This is a genomic window from Delftia sp. WSY_16 (genome assembly GCF_043104415.1).
GTDB lineage: Bacteria > Pseudomonadota > Gammaproteobacteria > Burkholderiales > Burkholderiaceae_C > Comamonas > Comamonas tsuruhatensis.
In genome coordinates, this window is record NZ_JBICKS010000019.1 from 157,081 (window position 1) to 175,366 (window position 18,286).

General features: G+C 67.7%; 14 protein-coding genes. 7 read left to right on the forward strand and 7 right to left on the reverse strand.

The annotated features are described in order from the left end of the window. Positions 1 to 213 precede the first annotated feature (213 nt). A complete protein-coding gene (locus ACF8O7_RS10145) occupies positions 214 to 756 on the forward strand; it encodes an ureidoglycolate lyase (protein WP_046238231.1) in 543 nt (180 codons plus the stop codon). 62 nt (positions 757 to 818) lie between these two features. Here the strand turns inward: ACF8O7_RS10145 and ACF8O7_RS10150 are convergent, their stop codons facing one another. The 3 genes from ACF8O7_RS10150 to ACF8O7_RS10160 form a co-directional block, all read right to left on the reverse strand. After that, positions 819 to 1,787 (reverse strand): alpha-E domain-containing protein, encoded by a 969-nt coding sequence (locus ACF8O7_RS10150; protein ID WP_016447616.1) that lies wholly within the window; start codon positions 1,785 to 1,787, stop codon positions 819 to 821. Then, complete coding sequence (locus ACF8O7_RS10155; RefSeq protein ID WP_016447617.1) at positions 1,788 to 3,257, reverse strand: circularly permuted type 2 ATP-grasp protein; 1,470 nt, start codon at positions 3,255 to 3,257, stop codon at positions 1,788 to 1,790. A 143-nt stretch (positions 3,258 to 3,400) separates the two neighbouring features. Then, a complete protein-coding gene (locus ACF8O7_RS10160) occupies positions 3,401 to 5,920 on the reverse strand; it encodes a DNA internalization-related competence protein ComEC/Rec2 (RefSeq protein WP_392443263.1) in 2,520 nt (839 codons plus the stop codon). Positions 5,921 to 6,094: 174 nt separating this feature from the next. Between ACF8O7_RS10160 and ACF8O7_RS10165 the strand changes: the two genes are divergently transcribed. Further along, positions 6,095 to 6,553 carry a RidA family protein gene (locus ACF8O7_RS10165; RefSeq protein WP_012206880.1) on the forward strand — a complete coding sequence of 153 codons (459 nt, stop codon included), beginning with the start codon at positions 6,095 to 6,097 and terminating at the stop codon, positions 6,551 to 6,553. Between the two features lie 40 nt (positions 6,554 to 6,593). Here the strand turns inward: ACF8O7_RS10165 and ACF8O7_RS10170 are convergent, their stop codons facing one another. The 4 genes from ACF8O7_RS10170 to ACF8O7_RS10185 form a co-directional block, all read right to left on the reverse strand. Further along, positions 6,594 to 8,363, reverse strand: a complete 1,770-nt coding sequence (locus tag ACF8O7_RS10170) for a methyl-accepting chemotaxis protein (protein WP_392443266.1) — start codon at positions 8,361 to 8,363, stop codon at positions 6,594 to 6,596. A 128-nt stretch (positions 8,364 to 8,491) separates the two neighbouring features. After that, positions 8,492 to 10,879: a DNA topoisomerase IV subunit A gene (gene parC / locus ACF8O7_RS10175; protein ID WP_392443269.1), complete on the reverse strand. Its 2,388-nt coding sequence runs from the start codon at positions 10,877 to 10,879 to the stop codon at positions 8,492 to 8,494. A gap of 39 nt (positions 10,880 to 10,918) precedes the next feature. After that, positions 10,919 to 11,797 carry a lytic transglycosylase domain-containing protein gene (locus ACF8O7_RS10180; RefSeq protein ID WP_392443271.1) on the reverse strand — a complete coding sequence of 293 codons (879 nt, stop codon included), beginning with the start codon at positions 11,795 to 11,797 and terminating at the stop codon, positions 10,919 to 10,921. 5 nt (positions 11,798 to 11,802) lie between these two features. Further along, entirely contained in the window at positions 11,803 to 13,785 is a 1,983-nt protein-coding gene (locus ACF8O7_RS10185; protein WP_016447623.1) for a DNA topoisomerase IV subunit B, read from the reverse strand. 170 nt (positions 13,786 to 13,955) lie between these two features. Between ACF8O7_RS10185 and ACF8O7_RS10190 the strand changes: the two genes are divergently transcribed. The 5 genes from ACF8O7_RS10190 (at position 13,956) to bamC (ending at position 18,096) form a co-directional block, all read left to right on the forward strand. After that, positions 13,956 to 15,182 carry an MFS transporter gene (locus ACF8O7_RS10190; protein WP_017404391.1) on the forward strand — a complete coding sequence of 409 codons (1,227 nt, stop codon included), beginning with the start codon at positions 13,956 to 13,958 and terminating at the stop codon, positions 15,180 to 15,182. A 1-nt stretch (position 15,183) separates the two neighbouring features. Beyond that, positions 15,184 to 15,333, forward strand: a complete 150-nt coding sequence (locus ACF8O7_RS10195) for a hypothetical protein (RefSeq protein ID WP_016447625.1) — start codon at positions 15,184 to 15,186, stop codon at positions 15,331 to 15,333. Positions 15,334 to 15,400: 67 nt separating this feature from the next. After that, positions 15,401 to 15,970 carry a bifunctional 2-polyprenyl-6-hydroxyphenol methylase/3-demethylubiquinol 3-O-methyltransferase UbiG gene (locus ACF8O7_RS10200; RefSeq protein WP_126310726.1) on the forward strand — a complete coding sequence of 190 codons (570 nt, stop codon included), beginning with the start codon at positions 15,401 to 15,403 and terminating at the stop codon, positions 15,968 to 15,970. A gap of 75 nt (positions 15,971 to 16,045) precedes the next feature. Continuing rightward, the gene (gene dapA / locus ACF8O7_RS10205) at positions 16,046 to 16,942 is read left to right on the forward strand and encodes a 4-hydroxy-tetrahydrodipicolinate synthase (protein ID WP_016447627.1); all 897 of its coding nucleotides are present in this window, start codon (positions 16,046 to 16,048) and stop codon (positions 16,940 to 16,942) included. Between the two features lie 41 nt (positions 16,943 to 16,983). Beyond that, positions 16,984 to 18,096 carry an outer membrane protein assembly factor BamC gene (gene bamC, locus ACF8O7_RS10210; RefSeq protein ID WP_016447628.1) on the forward strand — a complete coding sequence of 371 codons (1,113 nt, stop codon included), beginning with the start codon at positions 16,984 to 16,986 and terminating at the stop codon, positions 18,094 to 18,096. The last annotated feature ends 190 nt before the right edge of the window (positions 18,097 to 18,286 follow it).

Here is an 18,286-nt window from a genome sequence, read left to right on the forward strand (position 1 = left end):
GAAGTCCTTGGTTGAAGGGTTGCGATCAACTGGTATGACCGGTCTGAAAATACGGAGCGAATGTTGCCCTTCCCGCCGGCCAATGCACACTCGCATTTACCCGAACCACCGCAAATGACGCGCAGGGCATAGGCTGGCGTCACTCAGATTTGACAAAATCCCCAGGCAACAGCAAACTGGTAATACCAGTATGAAAACAAGAGGCAGTACTTCGTGAATACCTTGTCAGAGACCCGCCCCGCCCGCCTTCGCCTGCGCGTCCAACCGCTGACCGCCGAAGCCTTTGCCGAGTTTGGCGAGGTCATCGACAGTGCAGGCCACACGCCGCTGCTGATCAATGACGGCATGACCGAGCGCTACCATGCCCTGGCCCGCGTGGACACGGGCGGCAGCGAGGGCCATGCGCTGATCAACCTGTTCCACGCCCGCCCCTATGCGCTGCCCCTGCAGCTGACGAGCATGGAGCGCCATCCCCTGGGCAGCCAGGCCTTCATGCCGCTGGACGCCCAGCCCTTCATCGTGGTGGTTGCGCCCCTGGGAGAGCAGGTGGCGCCCGGCGACCTGCGCGCCTTCATCACCAACGGACGCCAGGGCGTGAACTACCGCCGCGGCGTCTGGCACCACTCGCTGATTGCCCTGAACGCGCCCGCGCGCTTCATCGTGGTGGACCGGGGAGGCCCTGGCGACAACTGCGACGTGGTGCCCATCGGCGATGCCGAAGGCGTTGTGCTGGAGCTGGACAGCGCGCAGGACTGAATGGCCCTGCCCCAATGAACAAAGCCGCCCGAGGGCGGCTTTGTTCATTGGGCGACGGCGGCTCAGGCAGGCACCAGGAAGTCGCGGCTGATGCCCTGACCCAGGTCGTGCACGCGATCCAGGAACTGCGTGAGATAGGCGTGCAGGCCCGTGGCCAGGATTTCGTCGATGCGCGCATAGCGCAGGTCAGCCAGCAGGCGGCCCGCCTTGCGCTGGGTCTCGCGCGACTGGTCGTTGGCCACGCTTTCCAGGTTGGCCACCACTTCCAGCATGCTGGCCAGCAGCGAGCGCGGCATGTCGCTGCGCAGCATCAGCAGCTCGGCCACGCGCTCGGGCGTGATCACGTCGCGGTAGACCTTGCGGTAGACCTCGAAGGCCGAGACGCTGCGCAGCAGCGCGCTCCAGTGGTAGAAGTCGAAGGGCGTGGCCCCTTTGCCCGACGCTCCGTTGCGCGCGCTGCCATGGTAGTCGCGCTCGATGGCGTGGAATTTCACGTCCAGCAGGCGCGCCGTGTTGTCGGCGCGCTCGATGAAGGTGCCCAGGCGCAGGAAGTGGAAGGCCTCGTCCTGCAGCATGGTGCCCAGTGTCACGCCGCGCGACAGGTGCGAGCGGTGCTTGACCCATTCGAAGAACTGGCCCGGATCGCGCTCCCAGTCCCCCTCGGCCAGCAGGCGCTTGAGTTCCAGCCAGGTCTGGTTCTGGGTCTCCCAGGCCTCGGTGGTCAGCGCCCCGCGCACGGCACGCGCATTCTCCCGCGCAGCGCGCAGGCAGGAGGCGATGGACGAGGAGTTGCTCTCGTCGCGCACCATGAAGTGCAGCACGGCCTCTCGCTGCACCTCGCCGTGGCGGGAGGCATAGGCGGGGATCAGCTCGCTGATGGACAGCACGCCCTGCCAGGCCTTGCGCGCCGCCTGAGGCGCCTGGGGCAGCATGGAAGTGTCATAGGAGACGTTGAGCATGCGGGCAGTGTTCTCCGCACGCTCCGTGTAGCGGGACATCCAGTACAGATGATCGGCAGTACGGCTGAGCATTCAATGTCCTCCCTCGTTTGACTCACCGGCCCCGAGCACCCAGGTGTCCTTGGTGCCGCCGCCCTGTGATGAATTGACCACCAGCGAGCCTTCCTTGAGCGCCACGCGCGTGAGGCCGCCGGCCACCATGCGTACCTGATTGCCGCTGAGCACGAAGGGACGCAGGTCGATATGCCTTGGCGCGATGCCCTGCTCCACCAGGGTGGGGCAGGTGGACAGCGCCAGCGTGGGCTGCGCGATGTAGCCGCCGGGATTGGCGATGAGCGCGCGGCGGAAATCCTCTATCTCGCCGCGCGAGGCGGCAGGCCCGATCAGCATGCCGTAGCCACCGGCGCCATGGACTTCCTTGACCACCAGCTCATCCAGGTGGTCGAGCACGTAGCGCAGGTCGTCGGGCTTGCGGCACAGCCAGGTCGGCACGTTCTGCAGAATGGGTTCCTCGCCCAGGTAGAAGCGGATCATCTCCGGCACATAGGGATAGACCGATTTGTCGTCGGCCACCCCCGTGCCCGCCGCATTGCAGATGCTGACGTTGCCCGCGCGGTAGGCGCGCATGAGGCCGGGGCAGCCCAGCGTGGAGGTGGGACGGAAGACTTCGGGGTCCAGAAAATCATCGTCCACGCGCCGGTAGATCACGTCCACGCGCTGCAGGCCGCGCGTGGTGCGCATGTAGACCACGTCCTTGTCCACCACCAGGTCCTGGCCCTCGACCAGCTCCACGCCCATCTGCTGGGCCAGGAAGGCGTGCTCGAAGTAGGCGCTGTTGTACATGCCGGGCGTGAGCACCACCACCGTGGGCTCGGGCGTGCCGGCCGGAGCGCTGGCGCGCAGCGTCTCCAGCAGCATGTCGGGATAGTGGGCCACGGGCTCCACGGGATGACGGGAGAACAGGTCGGGGAACAGCCGCATCATCATGCGGCGGTTCTCCAGCATGTAAGACACGCCCGAAGGCACGCGCAGGTTGTCCTCCAGCACGTAGTACACGCCCTCGCCCTGGGCATTGGCGGCACGCACGATGTCGATGCCGGCGATGTGGGCGTAGATGCCGCCCTGCACGGCAAGGCCCCGCATCTCGGGGCGGTACTGGCTGTTGTTCAGCACCAGCTCGCGCGGCAGCAGGCCCGCGCGCAGGATTTCCTGGTCGTGGTAGACGTCGTGCAGAAAGCGGTTGAGCGCCGTCACGCGCTGCACCAGGCCTGCCTGCATGCGCTCCCATTCATGGGACGGGATGACGCGCGGAATCAGGTCGAAGGGAATGAGGCGCTCGGTGCCGGCGCCACTTTCATCCTTGTCGCCGTAGACGGCGAACGTGATGCCTACGCGCCGGAAGATGATCTCGGCCTCGGCGCTGCGCGCTCGCAGCGTCTGTTCGGACTGGCGCGCAAGCCATTGCGCATAGTCCTTGTAGTGCAGGCGCACATCGCTGCCGTCGAACGGCGTCATCGTGTACATCTCGTCAAATGGATGCATTCGTCACCTCCTGTCGCTGCATGTGTACGAGGTAAAGCAAGCTGCGGGCCAGCCCTCGTATCGCACCAGTGTAGCGATAGGTAACCTCAATCCGGACAAGCGGTATCCAGCATATGCCGGCTGCGCGGCCATCGGCACCCGTCCTATCCGCCCTGCCTCTGCGTGATGTGCCTGACGTGCGTGACATGCATGTCCCAGTAACGGCGCGCCCGCTCCCGCTCGCAGACCAGCTGTGCGGGATCGGCAGAGCGCCAATGCGCTGCGCCGCAGCGGGCCGACTGCACCACGCTGGAGCCGTTGGCCTCATAGCGCCGCACCACCTCGGGGACCGGGTGTCCATAACGGCTGCGGTATCCCGCCTGAACCATGGCCCAGCGCGGTGCCAGGGCCTGCACCAGAGCAGTGCTCGATGAGGTGCGGCTGCCGTGGTGCGGCACCAGCAGCCACTGCACGGGCGTGAGGGCGCCTGCCTGCGCCAGCGCCCTTTCCTGTGCAGCCTCGATATCGCCGGCCAGCAAGGCCTGCACCCCGGATGCCGAACGCAGCAGCAGCACGCAGCTGCCCGCATTGGCGTGGGCCAGGGCATGCGCGGCCGGCAGCGGTTCGCCCGCGGGTGGATGCAGCACCTGCATCTGCACGCCATCCCACTCCCACTGCTGGCCGGCCTCACATCGGCGCACGGCGCCCAGGCCGGCCAGAGCGGGGTCCAGGATCACGGAGTCCGATCCCCAGACCTCGGCCTGCGGCTGCGCGGCATGCACGGCCAAGGCACCGCCCGTATGGTCGCCGTCGCGGTGGCTGAGCCACAGCGCATCCAGGCGCAGCCCCAGGGCCTGCAGCAGCGGCACCAGCACCCGTTCGCCGGCATTGCTGTCCATGCCGTACTGCGGACCCGTGTCATACAGCAGGGCGTGCCGGGCCGTGCGCAGCAGCACGGCATTGCCCTGGCCTATGTCCACGGCCATCAAATCGAACTCGCCATGTGCCGGTGCGGCCGGCGGCCACCACAGGGCCGGCAGGCACATGGCCAGGCCCCAGCAACGCCATCCGGCCGGCACCGGAGCCACCAGCGCCAGGCCTGCACCCAGCGCAGCCAGCCCCGCCCACAGCGGCGGCTGCGGCAGCTGCAACACGGCCCAGCCCCACCGGTCCAGCCACTGCAGCAGTTCCAGCAGCGGCGCCAGCGCCAGCGCCGCGCCCGTCCAAAACGGGGGCCACAAGGCCCCCAGCAAGGCCAGTGGCGTGACCACGAAAGTCACCCAGGGAATCGCGGCCAGATTGGCCAGCAGCCCCGACAGCGACAGCTGGCCAAACAGCATCAGCCCCAGCGGCGCCAGCGCCAGAGTGATGCGCCACTGCTCACCCCACAACGCCAGGGCACGGGCGGGCAGCGACGGCCGCACCGCGGCCTGCATGCGTGCATCGGTCGCCAGCAGCACGCCCACGGCGACGAAACTCAGCCAGAAGCCCGCCTGCCACAGGGCCCAGGGATCGAGCACGACAACCACGGCCAGCGCCAGGCACCACACGGCGGGCCAGGGCCAGCGCAGCCCTGTGACGCGCAACGCGGCCACCGTTGCCAGCATGCACACCGTGCGCTGCGCCGGCAGACCCCAGCCGCTGAACAGGGCATAGCCGCCCGCCAGCAGCACGCCAGCCAGCAGGGCCGCCTGCGGCGCCGGGCACCACAGGCAGGCCCGGGCACTGCAACGCCACAGTCGCCCCACGACCAGCGCAGCCAGCCATGCGAACAGGGTGATATGCAGTCCGGAAATACTCATCAAATGGGCCACGCCGGTATGGCGGAACAGCGTCCAATCGTCACGCGCAATGGCCTGCTGATCGCCCATGGCCAGGGCGGCCACCACGCCCAGCATGCGCGGCGACTGCGCGGGGTCCATGCCTACGCGCTTCATGGCTTGCGCGAGTGCGGCTGCCCGGTTCACGATGGCCTCGCGCATCTGCTGGCGCCAGCGCTGCAGGGCGTAGGCGCCGGTGTCGGCCAGCAGGTTCGCCGCAGGCTGTTCGCGCACATAGCCCGTGGCCTGCACGCCCTGCTCCCACTGCCACAGCTCATAGTCGAAACCGTGGGGATTGCGCGCGCCATGCGGGCGCTTGAGCCGCACGGTCAGGTCCCAGCGCTGGCCCGGGCGCAGGACGGGCAGCGACGCTGCGGCGCCCTTGGACGCCCGGCCCCGGGCTGCGTACCAGGACAGCTCGATCAACCCGGGAAACGGCGCCAGGGCCTCTTCGCTGCCCGCGATCTGCGCCTGCTCCACGGCCATGCGCCAGCGCATGCCCTGGGCCATGTTCTGGGGCAGCGATGCCACGACGCCGACTATGCGCAGGTCACGCCCCTCCAACGGCGGAGACAGCGCGTGGCCCGCAAAGTCCTGGGCACGCCAGCCTGTCAACCCGCCCACCAGCAAGGCGGCGCAGACAGCGGCCCACAGGCCTTGCACAACACGGCAGCGCCGGCCTGCCCATGCCCGCCACGCCCTCCATGCCAGGCCTGCCAGCCCCACGCACGCCAAGAGCAGATACATCCACAGCGGCCACAGGCGCGGCTGCGTGACCTGCCAGGCCGCACCGGCCACGCAGCCGAGCAGCAGGGGCGTCCAGGAAGACGGCGAGAGAGTTTGGGCAGCTGCCGCAGGGTGCATCCACACATGCTAGGAGCGGATGCCGCGCAGCCACCATGCACCGCCTCGGATTCAGACAACAATCAGACTGACGGAAGCCCAGGCCCTGACATGCCAGGGTGCACGGGGGCTGTGTCACACTGTCCGCCACCCCGGCACTGGCGCCGGATTTTTCTTGTCTCGAAGGAATCAACGATGAGCGTTTACGAACAACTGAAGGCCCTGAACATCGAACTGCCGTCGCCTGCCATCCCGGCGGCAGCCTACGTGCCCTATGTGCAGACGGGCAATCTGGTGTTCCTGAGCGGACATATCGCACGCAAGGACGGCAAGGTCTGGGCAGGCCAGCTGGGCCGTGATCTGCAGACTGCCGACGGCCAGCAGGCCGCGCGCGCCATCGCCATCGACCTGATGGGCACGCTCCAGCACGCCGCCGGCGGCGACCTGGGCCGCGTGCGCCGCATCGTCAAGCTGATGTGCCTGGTCAACTCCACGGGCGACTACACCGAGCAGCACCTGGTGGCCAATGGCTGCAGCGAGCTGCTGGGCCAGGTCTTCGGCGATGCCGGCACGCATGCGCGCAGCGCCTTCGGCGTGGCCCAGATCCCGCTGGGCTCCTGCGTGGAAATCGAGCTGATCGCCGAACTGGCCTGATCGGCATGCCGCCGCACGGCGCCGCCGTGCTCGCAGGCGGCTAGAAACTCTCCCATTGGCCATCCTCGGCTGCCGGTGCGGCGGGCCGGGGCGCCGAGGCCAGCTTGGGCGCCGCCTCCCTTGCTGCGGCAGGCCGCGCGGCAACCGGCCCGACAGCCGCAGGCGCCACGGCTGCTGCCGGCCGCCTTGGCGCTGCGGCCGCGCTGTGCGCAGTGCGCACCGCCGGCGCAGCCTGCCTTGCGAGCGTCGTCGGCGAGGGCGCCAGGTGCGCCACCTTGAACACCGCCACAGTCCGCGACAGCTGCTCGGCCTGCTCACGCAGGCTTTGCGCCGCGGCCGCGCTTTGCTCGACCAGGGCCGCGTTCTGCTGCGTCATCTGGTCCAGCTGTCCCACGGCCTGATTGACCTGGGCCACGCCCGCGCTTTGCTCCGAAGAGACCGCCGTGATCTCGCCGATGGTGTCGGCCACGCGCTGCACGGACTGCACGATGCCCTCCATGGTGGTGCCGGCATCGCCCACCAAGCGGGCGCCGTCCTCCACCCGTTCCACCGAAGCGCCGATGAGCTGGCGTATCTCCTTGGCAGCCGCCGCGCTGCGCTGGGCCAGCGTGCGCACCTCGCTGGCCACCACGGCAAAGCCCCGGCCCTGCTCGCCGGCGCGGGCCGCCTCCACGGCGGCGTTCAGCGCCAGGATATTGGTCTGGAAGGCAATGGAGTCGATGACGCCGACGATGTCGGCAATCTGCCGGCTGCTGTCGTTGATGCCTTTCATGGTCTCGACCACCCGGGCCACGACCTCGCCGCCGCGCTGCGCCACCTGTGACGCGCCCGCCGCCAGGCTGCTGGCCTGCTGCGCACTGCGGGCGCTTTGCTGCAGCGTGCTGGTGAACTGCTCCATGGCGGCTGCGGTCTCCTGCAGGTTGCTGGAGGTCTGCTCGGTGCGCACGGACAGGTCGTGGTTGCCGGTGGCAATCTCGGCACTGGCGATGGCAATGCTGTCCGTGCTCTGGCGCACCTGCTGCACCATGCCCGACAGCGATTCGCTCATGGCCTGCAGCGAGCGCAGCAGGTCGCCGAATTCGTCAGCGCGCTGTGTCTGTCCCTGCGCCGCTGCGCTCAGGTCGCCTGCGGCAATGCGTTCGGCCAGTTCCCTGGCCTGGGCCAGGGGACGGCGGATGCTGGCAATCAGGAAATGGGCGCCGATGACGATGCACAGCAGCAGCACGCCCACGGCCGCAGCGGCAAAACCCACGGTGAGCCTGCGCGAGGCTGCCGTCTCTTCCTGGCTGCTGCGCACCACCTGCTCCTGCATCTGCACGAAGTCGCGCAGCGACTGCAGATAGGCATCCACGGCAGGGTTGTAGGATTGCTTGACCAGGGCCAACGCCTGCTCCTGCCGGCCATCGGCCTTGAGCTGGCGTGCCTGGGCACGCAGTTCGATCATGGTCTTGCGGGCTGCCGCAATCCTGGCCATCTGCGCCTTGTCTGCGTCGGACAGGGGCATGGCTTCCAGTGATTTCTGCACCTCGGTGATCCGCGCCGAGGTGGCGCTGATCACGTCCTTGAACTCGGCCTCGACGGCAGCATCACTGCTGACCACCAGGGCCTGTGTGCGGGCCGCATTGGTTTCGGTCAGCCCCATCCAGCGCACGGCGGCCTGGACCCGCGCCTGCATCTCCTGGGTGACGGCCTCGGACCGGGCCTGGACCTGGGCCGAGCGATAACCCGACAAGCCGACCACGCCCACCAGCGCCACTACGATGGCGGCCACGGCAAGCCACAGCTTGTGTGCCATGCGAAGTCGCAGCATATCCAGTCTCCCTCATGTTGGAAGACTCCATGTTGAGGCCTGCAGCAGGGCCCGGAGGCCGGAAAAACCCAGAGAAAACCCCTGATCCGCCCCTTTCGCGGAAGGCATTGCAGGGGCAGATGCGCTCTTTACTCCACGCGCGTCACGCTTTGCGGCTTGAAGCCCAGGTCGGCCGACTTGCCCTTGCGGCCGCGCGTGCCACGGGCATTGTTGAGACTGCGGATCTCCAGCGTCTCGCTGCGCTCCTTGCCGCCGCGGCCCAGGCCATCGATGCGGATGCTGCGCGTGTAGGCGGCAGCGCCCGCCAGGGTGTCCTTGTCCTCCAGATCGAGCAGCATCAGCCCGCGACCGCCCTTGGCCATGTGCTTGAGGCTGGCGATCTCGAAGGTGAGGATGCGGCCGCCCGTGGAGGCGCAGATCACATGCGTGGCCGGCAGCAGCAGGCCCGCGCCCTGCTCGCCTTCCTGCGGCTCGGCGCGTGCGCCCATGGGCACGCCGTAGGCCGTGGACGGGGCGCACAGCGTCTCGCCGTCGGCCAGCGTCACGAAGGCCTTGCCCGCCTTCTGGCGCGAGACCATGTCGCCCACCATGGCCACGAAGCCGTAGCCGCCCGACCCCGACAGCAGCAGCGCCGTTCCTTCGGCTCCCGCGAAGTAGTACAGGATCTGGGTGCCGGCCTCCAGCTCGATGAGCGTGGTCACGGGCTGGCCATCGCCGCGCCCGCCGGGCAGCTGCGACACCGGCACCGAATAGACCCGGCCATTGCTGCCGAAGGCCAGCAGCTGGTCCACCGTGCGGCACTCGAAGGTGCCGTGCAGGCTGTCGCCGGCCTTGAAGCTGAGCGTGCCCGCATCGACGCCATGGCCCTGGCGCGTGCGCACCCAGCCCTTGTCCGAGATGATGACCGTCACGGGCTCATCGACCACCTTGACTTCGGCGACCACCTTCTTTTCTTCCTGGATCAGCGTGCGGCGCGCATCGGCGAACTGCTTGGCGTCGGCCTCGATCTCCTTGCAGATCAGGCGGCGCATGACGCTATCACTGCCCAGGATGTCTTCGAGCTTGCCCTGCTCGACGCGCAGTTCCTTGAGTTCCTGCTCGATCTTGATGGCCTCCAGCCGCGCCAGCTGGCGCAGGCGGATTTCCAGAATGTCGTCGGCCTGGCGCTCGGACAGCGCAAAGGCATTGATCAGCGCCTGCCTGGGCTCGTCGCTGGCCCGGATGATGGCGATGACCTTGTCGATGTTCAGCAGCACGGCCTGACGGCCTTCGAGGATGTGGATGCGGTCCAGCACCTTGGCCAGCCGGTGCTGGCTGCGCCGCGTGACCGTGGTCTGGCGGAAGGCGATCCATTCCTCGAGCATCAGGCGCAGGCTTTTCTGCACCGGCCGGCCATCCAGGCCGATCATGGTCAGGTTGATGGAGCTGGACGACTCCAGGCTGGTGTGCGCCAGCAGCGCCGTGACCAGCTCCTGCTGCGGCACCTTGCCGGTCTTGGGCTCGAAGACCAGGCGCACGGGCGCATGCTTGCTGGACTCGTCGCGCACGCCATCGAGCACCGCCAGCATGCTGGCCTTGAGCTGGGTCTGTTCCTGGCTCAGCGCCTTCTTGCCGGTCTTGACCTTGGGGTTGGTGATGTCCTCGATCTCTTCGAGCACCTTCTGCGCAGAGACGCCGGGCGGCAGCTCGGTCACCACCATCTGCCACTGGCCGCGCGCCAGCTCCTCGATCTTCCAGCGCGCGCGCAGCTTGAGGCTGCCGCGCCCCGTGCGGTAGGCATCCTGGATGTCGGAGGCGCTGCTGATGATCTGCCCGCCGCCCGGATAGTCGGGGCCGGGGATGATCTGGAACAGTTCCTCGTCGCTGAGCTGCGGCCGCTTGATCAGGGCCACGCAGGCGTCGGCCACCTCGCGCAGGTTGTGGCTGGGGATTTCCGTGGCCAGGCCCACGGCAATGCCGCTGGCGCCGTTGAGCAGGGCGAACGGCAGGCGCGCGGGCAGCTGCTGCGGCTCCTGCGTGCTGCCGTCGTAGTTGGGCACGAAGTCCACCGTGCCCATGTCGATCTCGTCGAGCAGCAGGCCCGTGATCTTGGACAGGCGCGCCTCGGTGTAGCGCATGGCCGCTGCGCCGTCACCGTCGCGGCTGCCGAAATTGCCCTGGCCATCGACCAGCGGATAGCGCTGGTTGAAGTCCTGGGCCATGCGCACCAGCGCGTCGTAGGCCGACTGGTCGCCGTGCGGGTGAAAGCGACCCAGCACATCGCCGACCACGCGCGCGCTTTTGACCGGCTTGGCCGCCGTGTTGTGGTTGGGGCCGCTGTAGCTCAGGCCCATGCGGTCCATGGCGTACAGAATGCGCCGCTGCACGGGCTTGAGGCCGTCGGTGACATCGGGCAGTGCCCGGCCCTTGACGACAGACAGTGCGTATTCAAGGTAGGCGCGCTGTGCGTACTGGCCCAGGTCCAGGGCATCGCCGGCCGCCTGTTGGGCCAGATCCAGAGTGTTTTGATCGCTCATGAAGAAATTCGTGATCTCAATAAATGCAGTGAAGGCCGCTCATCGCGGCGATGGCAGCCCTGTGGACAAGGTCATCCGTATCCGGGGCGCTGTGCCAGGCTGTGCCGCCACCGGCGCTGCCTGGCCCGCACGCTGGCGCCCGCCCTGCAGCTGCTCGTAGATACCGAGCACGGCCTTCACGTAATTGCGGGTTTCCTGATAGGGAGGAATGGCCTGCCCCGCACGCCGCACGGCACCCTCGCCCGCGTTGTAGGCGGCCAGCACCAGGTCCAGCCGCCCGGGGAACAGCCCCATCAGATGGTTGAGGTAGCGCGCGCCGGCCGGCACGTTGATGGCCGGGTCGGCCAGTTGCTGCTGCACGCTGCGCTGGCGGCTGGCCTCCACGCCGAAGCGCTGGGCCGTGGCCGGCATCAGCTGCATCAGGCCGACTGCGCCCTTGGGCGAGATGGCCTGCGCGTCAAAGCCCGACTCGACGGCAATCACGGCCTTGAGCAGGTCGTAGTCCACCCCCGTGTGGTCCGCCGCCTTGCGCAGGTGGCCGCGCACGCTCTTGTAGCGCGGCGAGATGTCGAAGAAGCTTTGCATCCGCGTGCTCGCCTGCAGCCTGCGCCCGGCATCGCTGCCGCCGTCATCGTCGGCAGCGGCCTCGGCTTCCACCAGCGGGGGCTTGAGTCCCTGCTCGGTGCTGTCATACAGCGAGCCGCGGAAGTAGAGCTTGTAGCGCTCGTCCAGCGCCTGCGCGGCGAAGTGCGTGATGCCGCGCTCGTCCACGAAGGCCCAGAGATCGGCATGCGCGGGCTGCGCCCCCCCCCACAGCGCCAGGGCCGCGCCCAGCGCTGCAAGCGCGCGCGCGGCAGCGGCGCGCGCAGGGTGCGGGCGGTGCGGAAGGTGCTGTGGGGCAGCCGGGCGCAGGGGCATGGGGATCAGATATCCACTTCGATGGCGTCGCCGTGCAACTCCATCAGCTCGCGGCGCGCCGCAGCCTCGCCCTTGCCCATCAGCTTGGTGACGACCTGCTCGGCCGCCGCAAAGTCCAGATTCATGAACTGCACGGGCAGCAGGCGGCGCGTGTCGGGGTTGAGCGTGGTTTCCCACAGCTGCTCGGCATTCATCTCGCCCAGGCCTTTGAAGCGGCTGATCTGGCATTTCTCGCGCGGCACGCCATCCTTGGCGGACTTGTCGAGGATGGCGGTCAGCTCGCCCTCGTCCAGCGCGTACATCTTGGCTGCTGGCTTCTTGCCGCGCGCAGGCACATCGACGCGGAACAGCGGCGGAAGCGCCACATGGATGTGGCCGGCCTCGATGAGCTTGGGGAAGTGGCGGAAGAACAGCGTGAGCAGCAGCACCTGGATGTGCGAGCCGTCCACGTCGGCATCCGAAAGAATGCAGATCTTGCCGTAGCGCAGGCCGGACAGGTCGGGCGTGTCATGGGGGCCATGCGGGTCCACGCCGATGGCCACCGAGATGTCGTGGATCTCGTTGTTGGCGAACAGGCGGTCACGGTCGACTTCCCAGGTGTTGAGCACCTTGCCGCGCAGGGGCAGCACGGCCTGGGTTTCCTTGTCGCGTCCCATCTTGGCGCTGCCGCCGGCCGAGTCGCCCTCGACCAGGAAGACCTCGTTCAGGCTCAAGTCGCGGCTTTCGCAATCGGTGAGCTTGCCGGGCAGCACGGCCACGCCCGAGCCCTTGCGCTTTTCGACCTTCTGGCCCGCCTTCTGGCGGGTCTGGGCGGCCTTGATGGCGATCTCGGCCAGCTTGCGGCCCCATTCCACATGCTCGTTGAGCCACAGCTCCAGCGCAGGGCGAACGTAGCCGCTGACCAGGCGCACGGCATCGCGCGAGTTCAGGCGCTCCTTGATCTGGCCCTGGAACTGCGGGTCCAGCACCTTGGCATTGAGCACGTAGCTGGCGCGCGCGAAGACGTCGTCAGGCATGAGCTTGACGCCCTTGGGCAGCAGCGAATGCATCTCGATGAAGGCCTTGACCGCCTGGAACAGGCCGTCGCGCAGGCCGCTGTCGTGCGTGCCGCCGGCCGTGGTGGGGATCAGGTTGACATAGCTTTCGCGCAGCGGCGCGCCATCCTCGGTGAAGGCCACGCACCAGGCGGCGCCCTCGCCTTCGGCAAAGCTGTCGTGGTTGCGGTCGGCAAAGCCCTCGCCTTCGAACAGGGGGATGACGGCCTCGCCATGCAGGCTTTGCTGCAGATAGTCGCGCAGGCCGCCCTTGAACTGCCAGGTCTGGGTGTCGCGCGTCTTCTCGTTGACCAGGGTCACCGACACGCCGGGCATGAGCACAGCCTTGCTGCGCAGCAGATGCATCAGCTCGCCCATGGGCAGCTGGGAGGATTCGAAGTAGCGGGCATCGGGCCACACGCGCACGGTCGTGCCCTGCTTGCGCTCGCCCGCGGCCAGCGGCCGCGATTGCAGGGGCTCGACCACGTCGCCGCCCGAGAAGGCGATGGTGGCCACCTTGCCCTCGCGGTGGATGCAGGCCTCAAGGCGCGTGGCCAGCGCATTCGTGACCGAGACGCCCACGCCATGCAGGCCGCCCGAGAAGCTGTAGGCGCCGCCTTTGCCCTTGTCGAACTTGCCGCCCGCATGCAGGCGGGTGAAGACCAGCTCCACCACGGGCGCCTTTTCCTCGGGGTGCATGCCGAAGGGGATGCCCCGGCCGTCGTCCTCGACGCTGTAGGAGCCGTCGGAATGCAGGGTGAAGCGGATTTTCTTGCCGAAGCCGGCCAGCGCCTCGTCGGCCGCGTTGTCGATCACCTCCTGCAGCACATGCAGGGGGTTGTCGGTGCGCGTGTACATGCCGGGACGCTGCTTGACGGGCTCCAGGCCCTTGAGCACGCGTATCGAGCCTTCGGAGTATTCGCTGGCGGAAGTGGGAGATGGTTTGACTGCCATGGGGGCGGATTGTAGTGCGCGGCCCGGCTCAGTGCTGGATACATTCACAGTCATTGACATTGACTATCCCGAAAAGGCCAGTGCCGCCAAGGGCTACGAAGTGCCGCGCTGGCGCATGGGCGACCCATGCGTCGCAGCGCAAAACCCGGAGTTTCGCTAAAGTTTGCCGCATGCACAAAAACAACCAACCCATGTCCATGGTGCAGATACTGCTGTGCGGGGGCGCAGTCGTGACGCTGTCCATGGGAATCCGGCACGGCTTCGGCCTGTGGCTGCAGCCCATCACCCAGGAGATGGGCTGGACGCGCGAGTCCTTCGCGCTGGCCATTGCCATCCAGAACCTGTCCTGGGGCGTGCTCGGCATCTTCGGCGGCATGCTGGCCGACCGCTTCGGCGCCTTCCGCGTGCTCCTGGTGGGCGCGCTGCTGTATGCGCTGGGCCTGGCCGGCATGGCCATGGCGCCCACGACAACCTGGTTCGCCCTGACGGCCGGCGTGGTGATAGGCGCAGCCCAGGCCGGCACCACCTATGCCGTGATCTACGGCGTGCTGGGCCGCCAGATTCCCGTGGCGCGGCGCAGCTGGGCCATGGGCGTGACGGCGGCGGCGGGCTCCTTCGGCCAGTTCTTCATGGTGCCCGTGGAAGGCAGCCTGATCTCGAACTTCGGCTGGTCCAACGCCCTGCTGCTGCTGTCGCTGTGCGCCCTGATGATCATTCCGCTGGCCTTCGGCCTGCGCGAGCCGGGCTTCACGGCCGGCAATACCCGACCCGTGCGCGACCAGAGCGCGGGCCAGGCCGTCGCCGAAGCGCTGCGCACGCCCAGCTTCGTGCTGCTGACGGCCGGCTACTTCGTCTGCGGCTTCCAGGTGATGTTCATCGGCGTGCACATGCCCAGCTACCTCAAGGACTACGGCCTGGCACCGCAGGTGGCCAGCATCTCGCTGGCGCTGGTGGGGCTGTTCAACATCGTTGGCACCTACGTGGCCGGCAACCTGGGCCAGCGCCTGCCCAAGCGCTACCTGCTGTCCACCATCTACTTCACGCGCTCGGTGGTGATCGTGCTCTTCCTGCTCGCGCCGCTGACGCCCTGGTCGGTCTACATCTTCTCGGCCGCCATGGGACTGCTGTGGCTGTCCACCGTGCCGCTGACCAATGCCACCGTGGCCCAGATCTTCGGCGTGCAGCATCTGTCCATGTTGAGCGGAATGGTGTTCTTCAGCCACCAGGTCGGCAGCTTTCTGGGTGTCTGGCTGGGCGGCTATCTGTATGACCACACCGGCAGCTACCAGGTGGTCTGGTACCTGGCCATCGGCCTGGGCGTGGCCGCCGGCCTGCTGAACCTGCCGATACGCGAAGCCCCGGTGGCAAGGCCGCGTGCGGCGCAGGCGGCGGCCTGACATGACGACAGCCACCACGCCCCGCCCACAGCTGCTGCGCAGGCTGGCGCTGTGGGCCGCCGTGCTGCTGGTGCTGGGCCTGGTCTTCATGCTCTATCTGCAGCCCGAGTTCATGCTGGGCATGGCCGACCAGCTCTGGGCCTGCTTCTGAAATTGAAGCGCGGCAAAGGCCTGGCGGCACAATGGCGGCCGCTTTCAATTCATTTCCGAAATTTCACATGCACGCAGCCACGCCGCCTTCGCCCTGGATCCAACGCTGGTCGCATCTTCTGGCACCCGAGGCCACCGTGCTCGACGTGGCCTGCGGCCCTGGCCGCCACATGCGCTGGTTCCATGCACGCGGCCATGCAGTGACGGGCGTGGACCGCGATGCCCAGGCCCTGGCCGGCCTGCAGGGCGTGGGCGAGCTGCTGTGCGCCGACATTGAAAACGGCCCCTGGCCCCTGCCCGGCAGGCAGTTCGGCGCCGTGGTCGTGACCCACTATCTGTGGCGCCCGCTGTGGCCGGCGCTGCTGGGCAGCGTGGCCCCCGGCGGCGTGCTGCTGTACGAAACCTTTGCCCAGGGCAACGAGGCCTTCGGCAAGCCTTCCCGGCCCGATTTCCTGCTGGCGCCCGGCGAGCTGCTGCAGGCCTGCGCGGGCTGGCACATCGTGGCCTACGAGCACGGCCAGCTGGGCGAGCCCGATCGCGTGGTCCAGCGCATTGCGGCACTGCGCCCCGATACAACAGGCCGGGAACCCGTGGCCATGCTGGCGCATCAGAAGGCGTCAGGCTCTGCAATCGCCTGAATCCCTACAGGCGACCGCCTTGGGCCTGCCTCCGACACTCGTTAGAATGATCCTTTCCCGTTTTTTCTTGCGGACATGACATCCTCCTCCGTCGCTCTCACTGGCAGCATCGTTGCCCTCATCACGCCCATGCACGAGGACGGTAGTGTTGACTACCCGGCGCTGCGAAAACTCATCGACTGGCATGTGGCCGAGGGCACGGACTGCATCGGCGTGGTGGGAACGACAGGCGAATCCCCCACCGTCAACGTGGAGGAACACTGCGAAATCATCCGCGTGTCCGTCGAGCAGGCTGCGGGCCGCGTTCCCGTGATGGCAGGCTGCGGCGCCAACAGCACGCACGAGGCCATCGAGCTGGCCCGCTACGCCAAGAAGGTCGGTGCCGACAGCCAGCTGCAGGTCGTGCCCTACTACAACAAGCCCACGCAGGAAGGCCAGTACCAGCATTTCAAGGCCATTGCCGAAGCGGTGGGCGACCTGCCTGTGGTGCTCTACAACGTGCCCGGCCGCTCGGTGGCCGACATGCAGCACGACACCGTGCTGCGCCTGGCGCAGATTCCCGCCATCATCGGCATCAAGGAAGCCACGGGCAACATCGAACGCGCCCAGTGGCTGATCCGTGAAGTGCCCGAAGGCTTCGGCGTGTACTCCGGCGATGATCCGACCGCTGTGGCACTGATGCTGTGCGGCGGCCACGGCAACATCAGCGTCACGGCCAACGTGGCGCCGCGCCTGATGAGCGATCTGTGCAAGGCGGCCCTGGCCGGCGACGTGCGCACCGCCATGGACATCCAGATGCGCCTGATGCCTGTGCACAAGAACCTCTTCGTCGAGGCCAACCCCATTCCCGTCAAGTGGGCCGCAGCCCGCCTGGGCCTTTGCGGCCCGGCCATGCGCCTGCCGATGACACCCCTGAGCAAGAATCTGGAAGCCACCGTGGAAGCCGCCCTGAGCTCCGCTGGCCTGCTGTGAGGCGCCCCGCCCCACCGACCGAACGCACCAAGGATATTCGCGTGAAACAGCCCATTGCACGTCTGAGCCTGCTGAGCCTGGCCATCGGCCTGACAGCCTGCACGACCACGTTCCAAGAGAGCAAGATCGACTACAAGAGCGCCGGCAAGCAGCAGGCGCCCACCCTGGAAGTCCCGCCAGACCTGACACAGCTGTCCACGGACTCCCGCTACGCCGTGCCCGGCGGCGTGGTCTCCGCCGCCGCCATGGAAGCCAACTCCAAGGCGCAAAAGCCGGCAGAGGGCCGAACGGCCACCGCCGCCCTGGGCGATGTGCGCATCGAGCGCAATGGCGAGCAGCGCTGGCTGGTGATCAAGCGTCCGGCCGACCAGCTGTGGGAGCCCGTGCGCGACTTCTGGCTGGAAAACGGCTTCATCTTCACCACTGAAGACCGCCAGCTCGGCATCATCGAAACGGATTGGGCCGAGAACCGCGCCAAGATCCCGCAGGACGTGATCCGCAAGACGCTGGGCAAGGTCTTCGATGGCCTGTACTCCACCAGCGAGCGCGACAGGTTCCGCACCCGCCTGGAGCGCTCGGCCGACGGCTCCACCGAGGTCTACATCACGCACCGCGGCATGCAGGAGGTGTACACCAGCGCCCAGAAGGACCAGACCATCTGGCAGCCGCGCCCCTCCGATCCGGAACTGGAAACCGAATTCCTGCGCCGCCTGATGGTCAAGCTCGGCGTGAGCCAGGAGCAGGCCGACGCCGTGGCCAAGGCCAACACCACCACGGCAGCCGCCACCGGCAGCGTGCGCATGGAATCCGCCAACGGACAGCCCGTGCTGCAGATCGACGAAGGCTTTGACCGCGCCTGGCGCCGTGTCGGCGTGGCCCTGGACCGCACGGGCTTCACCGTGGAAGACCGCGACCGCAGCCGCGGCATCTACTTCGTGCGCTATGTGGCGCCCGATGCCAAGGTCGAGCCCAAGGGATTCTTCAGCAAGCTGTTCAGCCGCTCGCCCGACGCGGCCGCGCCGGTCAAGTACCAGATCCAGGTGCGCAGCGAGGGCGACAAGTCCACGGTCACCGTGCTCAACACCCAGGGCCAGCCAGAGACCTCGGCCAATGCCCAGCGCATCGTGCGCGTCATCACCGACGACATGAAGTAGGCGATCCTCACGTCGGGATTAAGGCGGCAGCCCTCGCCTGCAGCCACCGCGCATTCACTTGCCGGTGGCTTTTTTGCATCCGGGCCGTCGTGCATAAGCCATGGATTTGCATGACCGGGCCCCGGTGGACGAAAAAAAACCGCAGCCCGAAGGATGCGGTTTTTTCGCAGCACAAGCCTAAGCCTGTGCC

What these genes read in the sequence shown, in the direction of transcription:
- ACF8O7_RS10150 (WP_016447616.1), bottom strand. Translation starts at nt 1,787, where the DNA reads ATGCTCAGCCGTACTGCCGATCATCTGTACTGGATGTCCCGCTACACG.
- ACF8O7_RS10155 (WP_016447617.1), bottom strand. Translation starts at nt 3,257, where the DNA reads ATGCATCCATTTGACGAGATGTACACGATGACGCCGTTCGACGGCAGC.
- ACF8O7_RS10160 (WP_392443263.1), bottom strand. Translation starts at nt 5,920, where the DNA reads ATGCACCCTGCGGCAGCTGCCCAAACTCTCTCGCCGTCTTCCTGGACG.
- ACF8O7_RS10165 (WP_012206880.1), top strand. Translation starts at nt 6,095, where the DNA reads ATGAGCGTTTACGAACAACTGAAGGCCCTGAACATCGAACTGCCGTCG.
- ACF8O7_RS10170 (WP_392443266.1), bottom strand. Translation starts at nt 8,363, where the DNA reads ATGCTGCGACTTCGCATGGCACACAAGCTGTGGCTTGCCGTGGCCGCC.
- parC (WP_392443269.1), bottom strand. Translation starts at nt 10,879, where the DNA reads ATGAGCGATCAAAACACTCTGGATCTGGCCCAACAGGCGGCCGGCGAT.
- ACF8O7_RS10180 (WP_392443271.1), bottom strand. Translation starts at nt 11,797, where the DNA reads ATGCCCCTGCGCCCGGCTGCCCCACAGCACCTTCCGCACCGCCCGCAC.
- ACF8O7_RS10185 (WP_016447623.1), bottom strand. Translation starts at nt 13,785, where the DNA reads ATGGCAGTCAAACCATCTCCCACTTCCGCCAGCGAATACTCCGAAGGC.
- ACF8O7_RS10190 (WP_017404391.1), top strand. Translation starts at nt 13,956, where the DNA reads ATGCACAAAAACAACCAACCCATGTCCATGGTGCAGATACTGCTGTGC.
- ACF8O7_RS10195 (WP_016447625.1), top strand. Translation starts at nt 15,184, where the DNA reads ATGACGACAGCCACCACGCCCCGCCCACAGCTGCTGCGCAGGCTGGCG.
- ACF8O7_RS10200 (WP_126310726.1), top strand. Translation starts at nt 15,401, where the DNA reads ATGCACGCAGCCACGCCGCCTTCGCCCTGGATCCAACGCTGGTCGCAT.
- dapA (WP_016447627.1), top strand. Translation starts at nt 16,046, where the DNA reads ATGACATCCTCCTCCGTCGCTCTCACTGGCAGCATCGTTGCCCTCATC.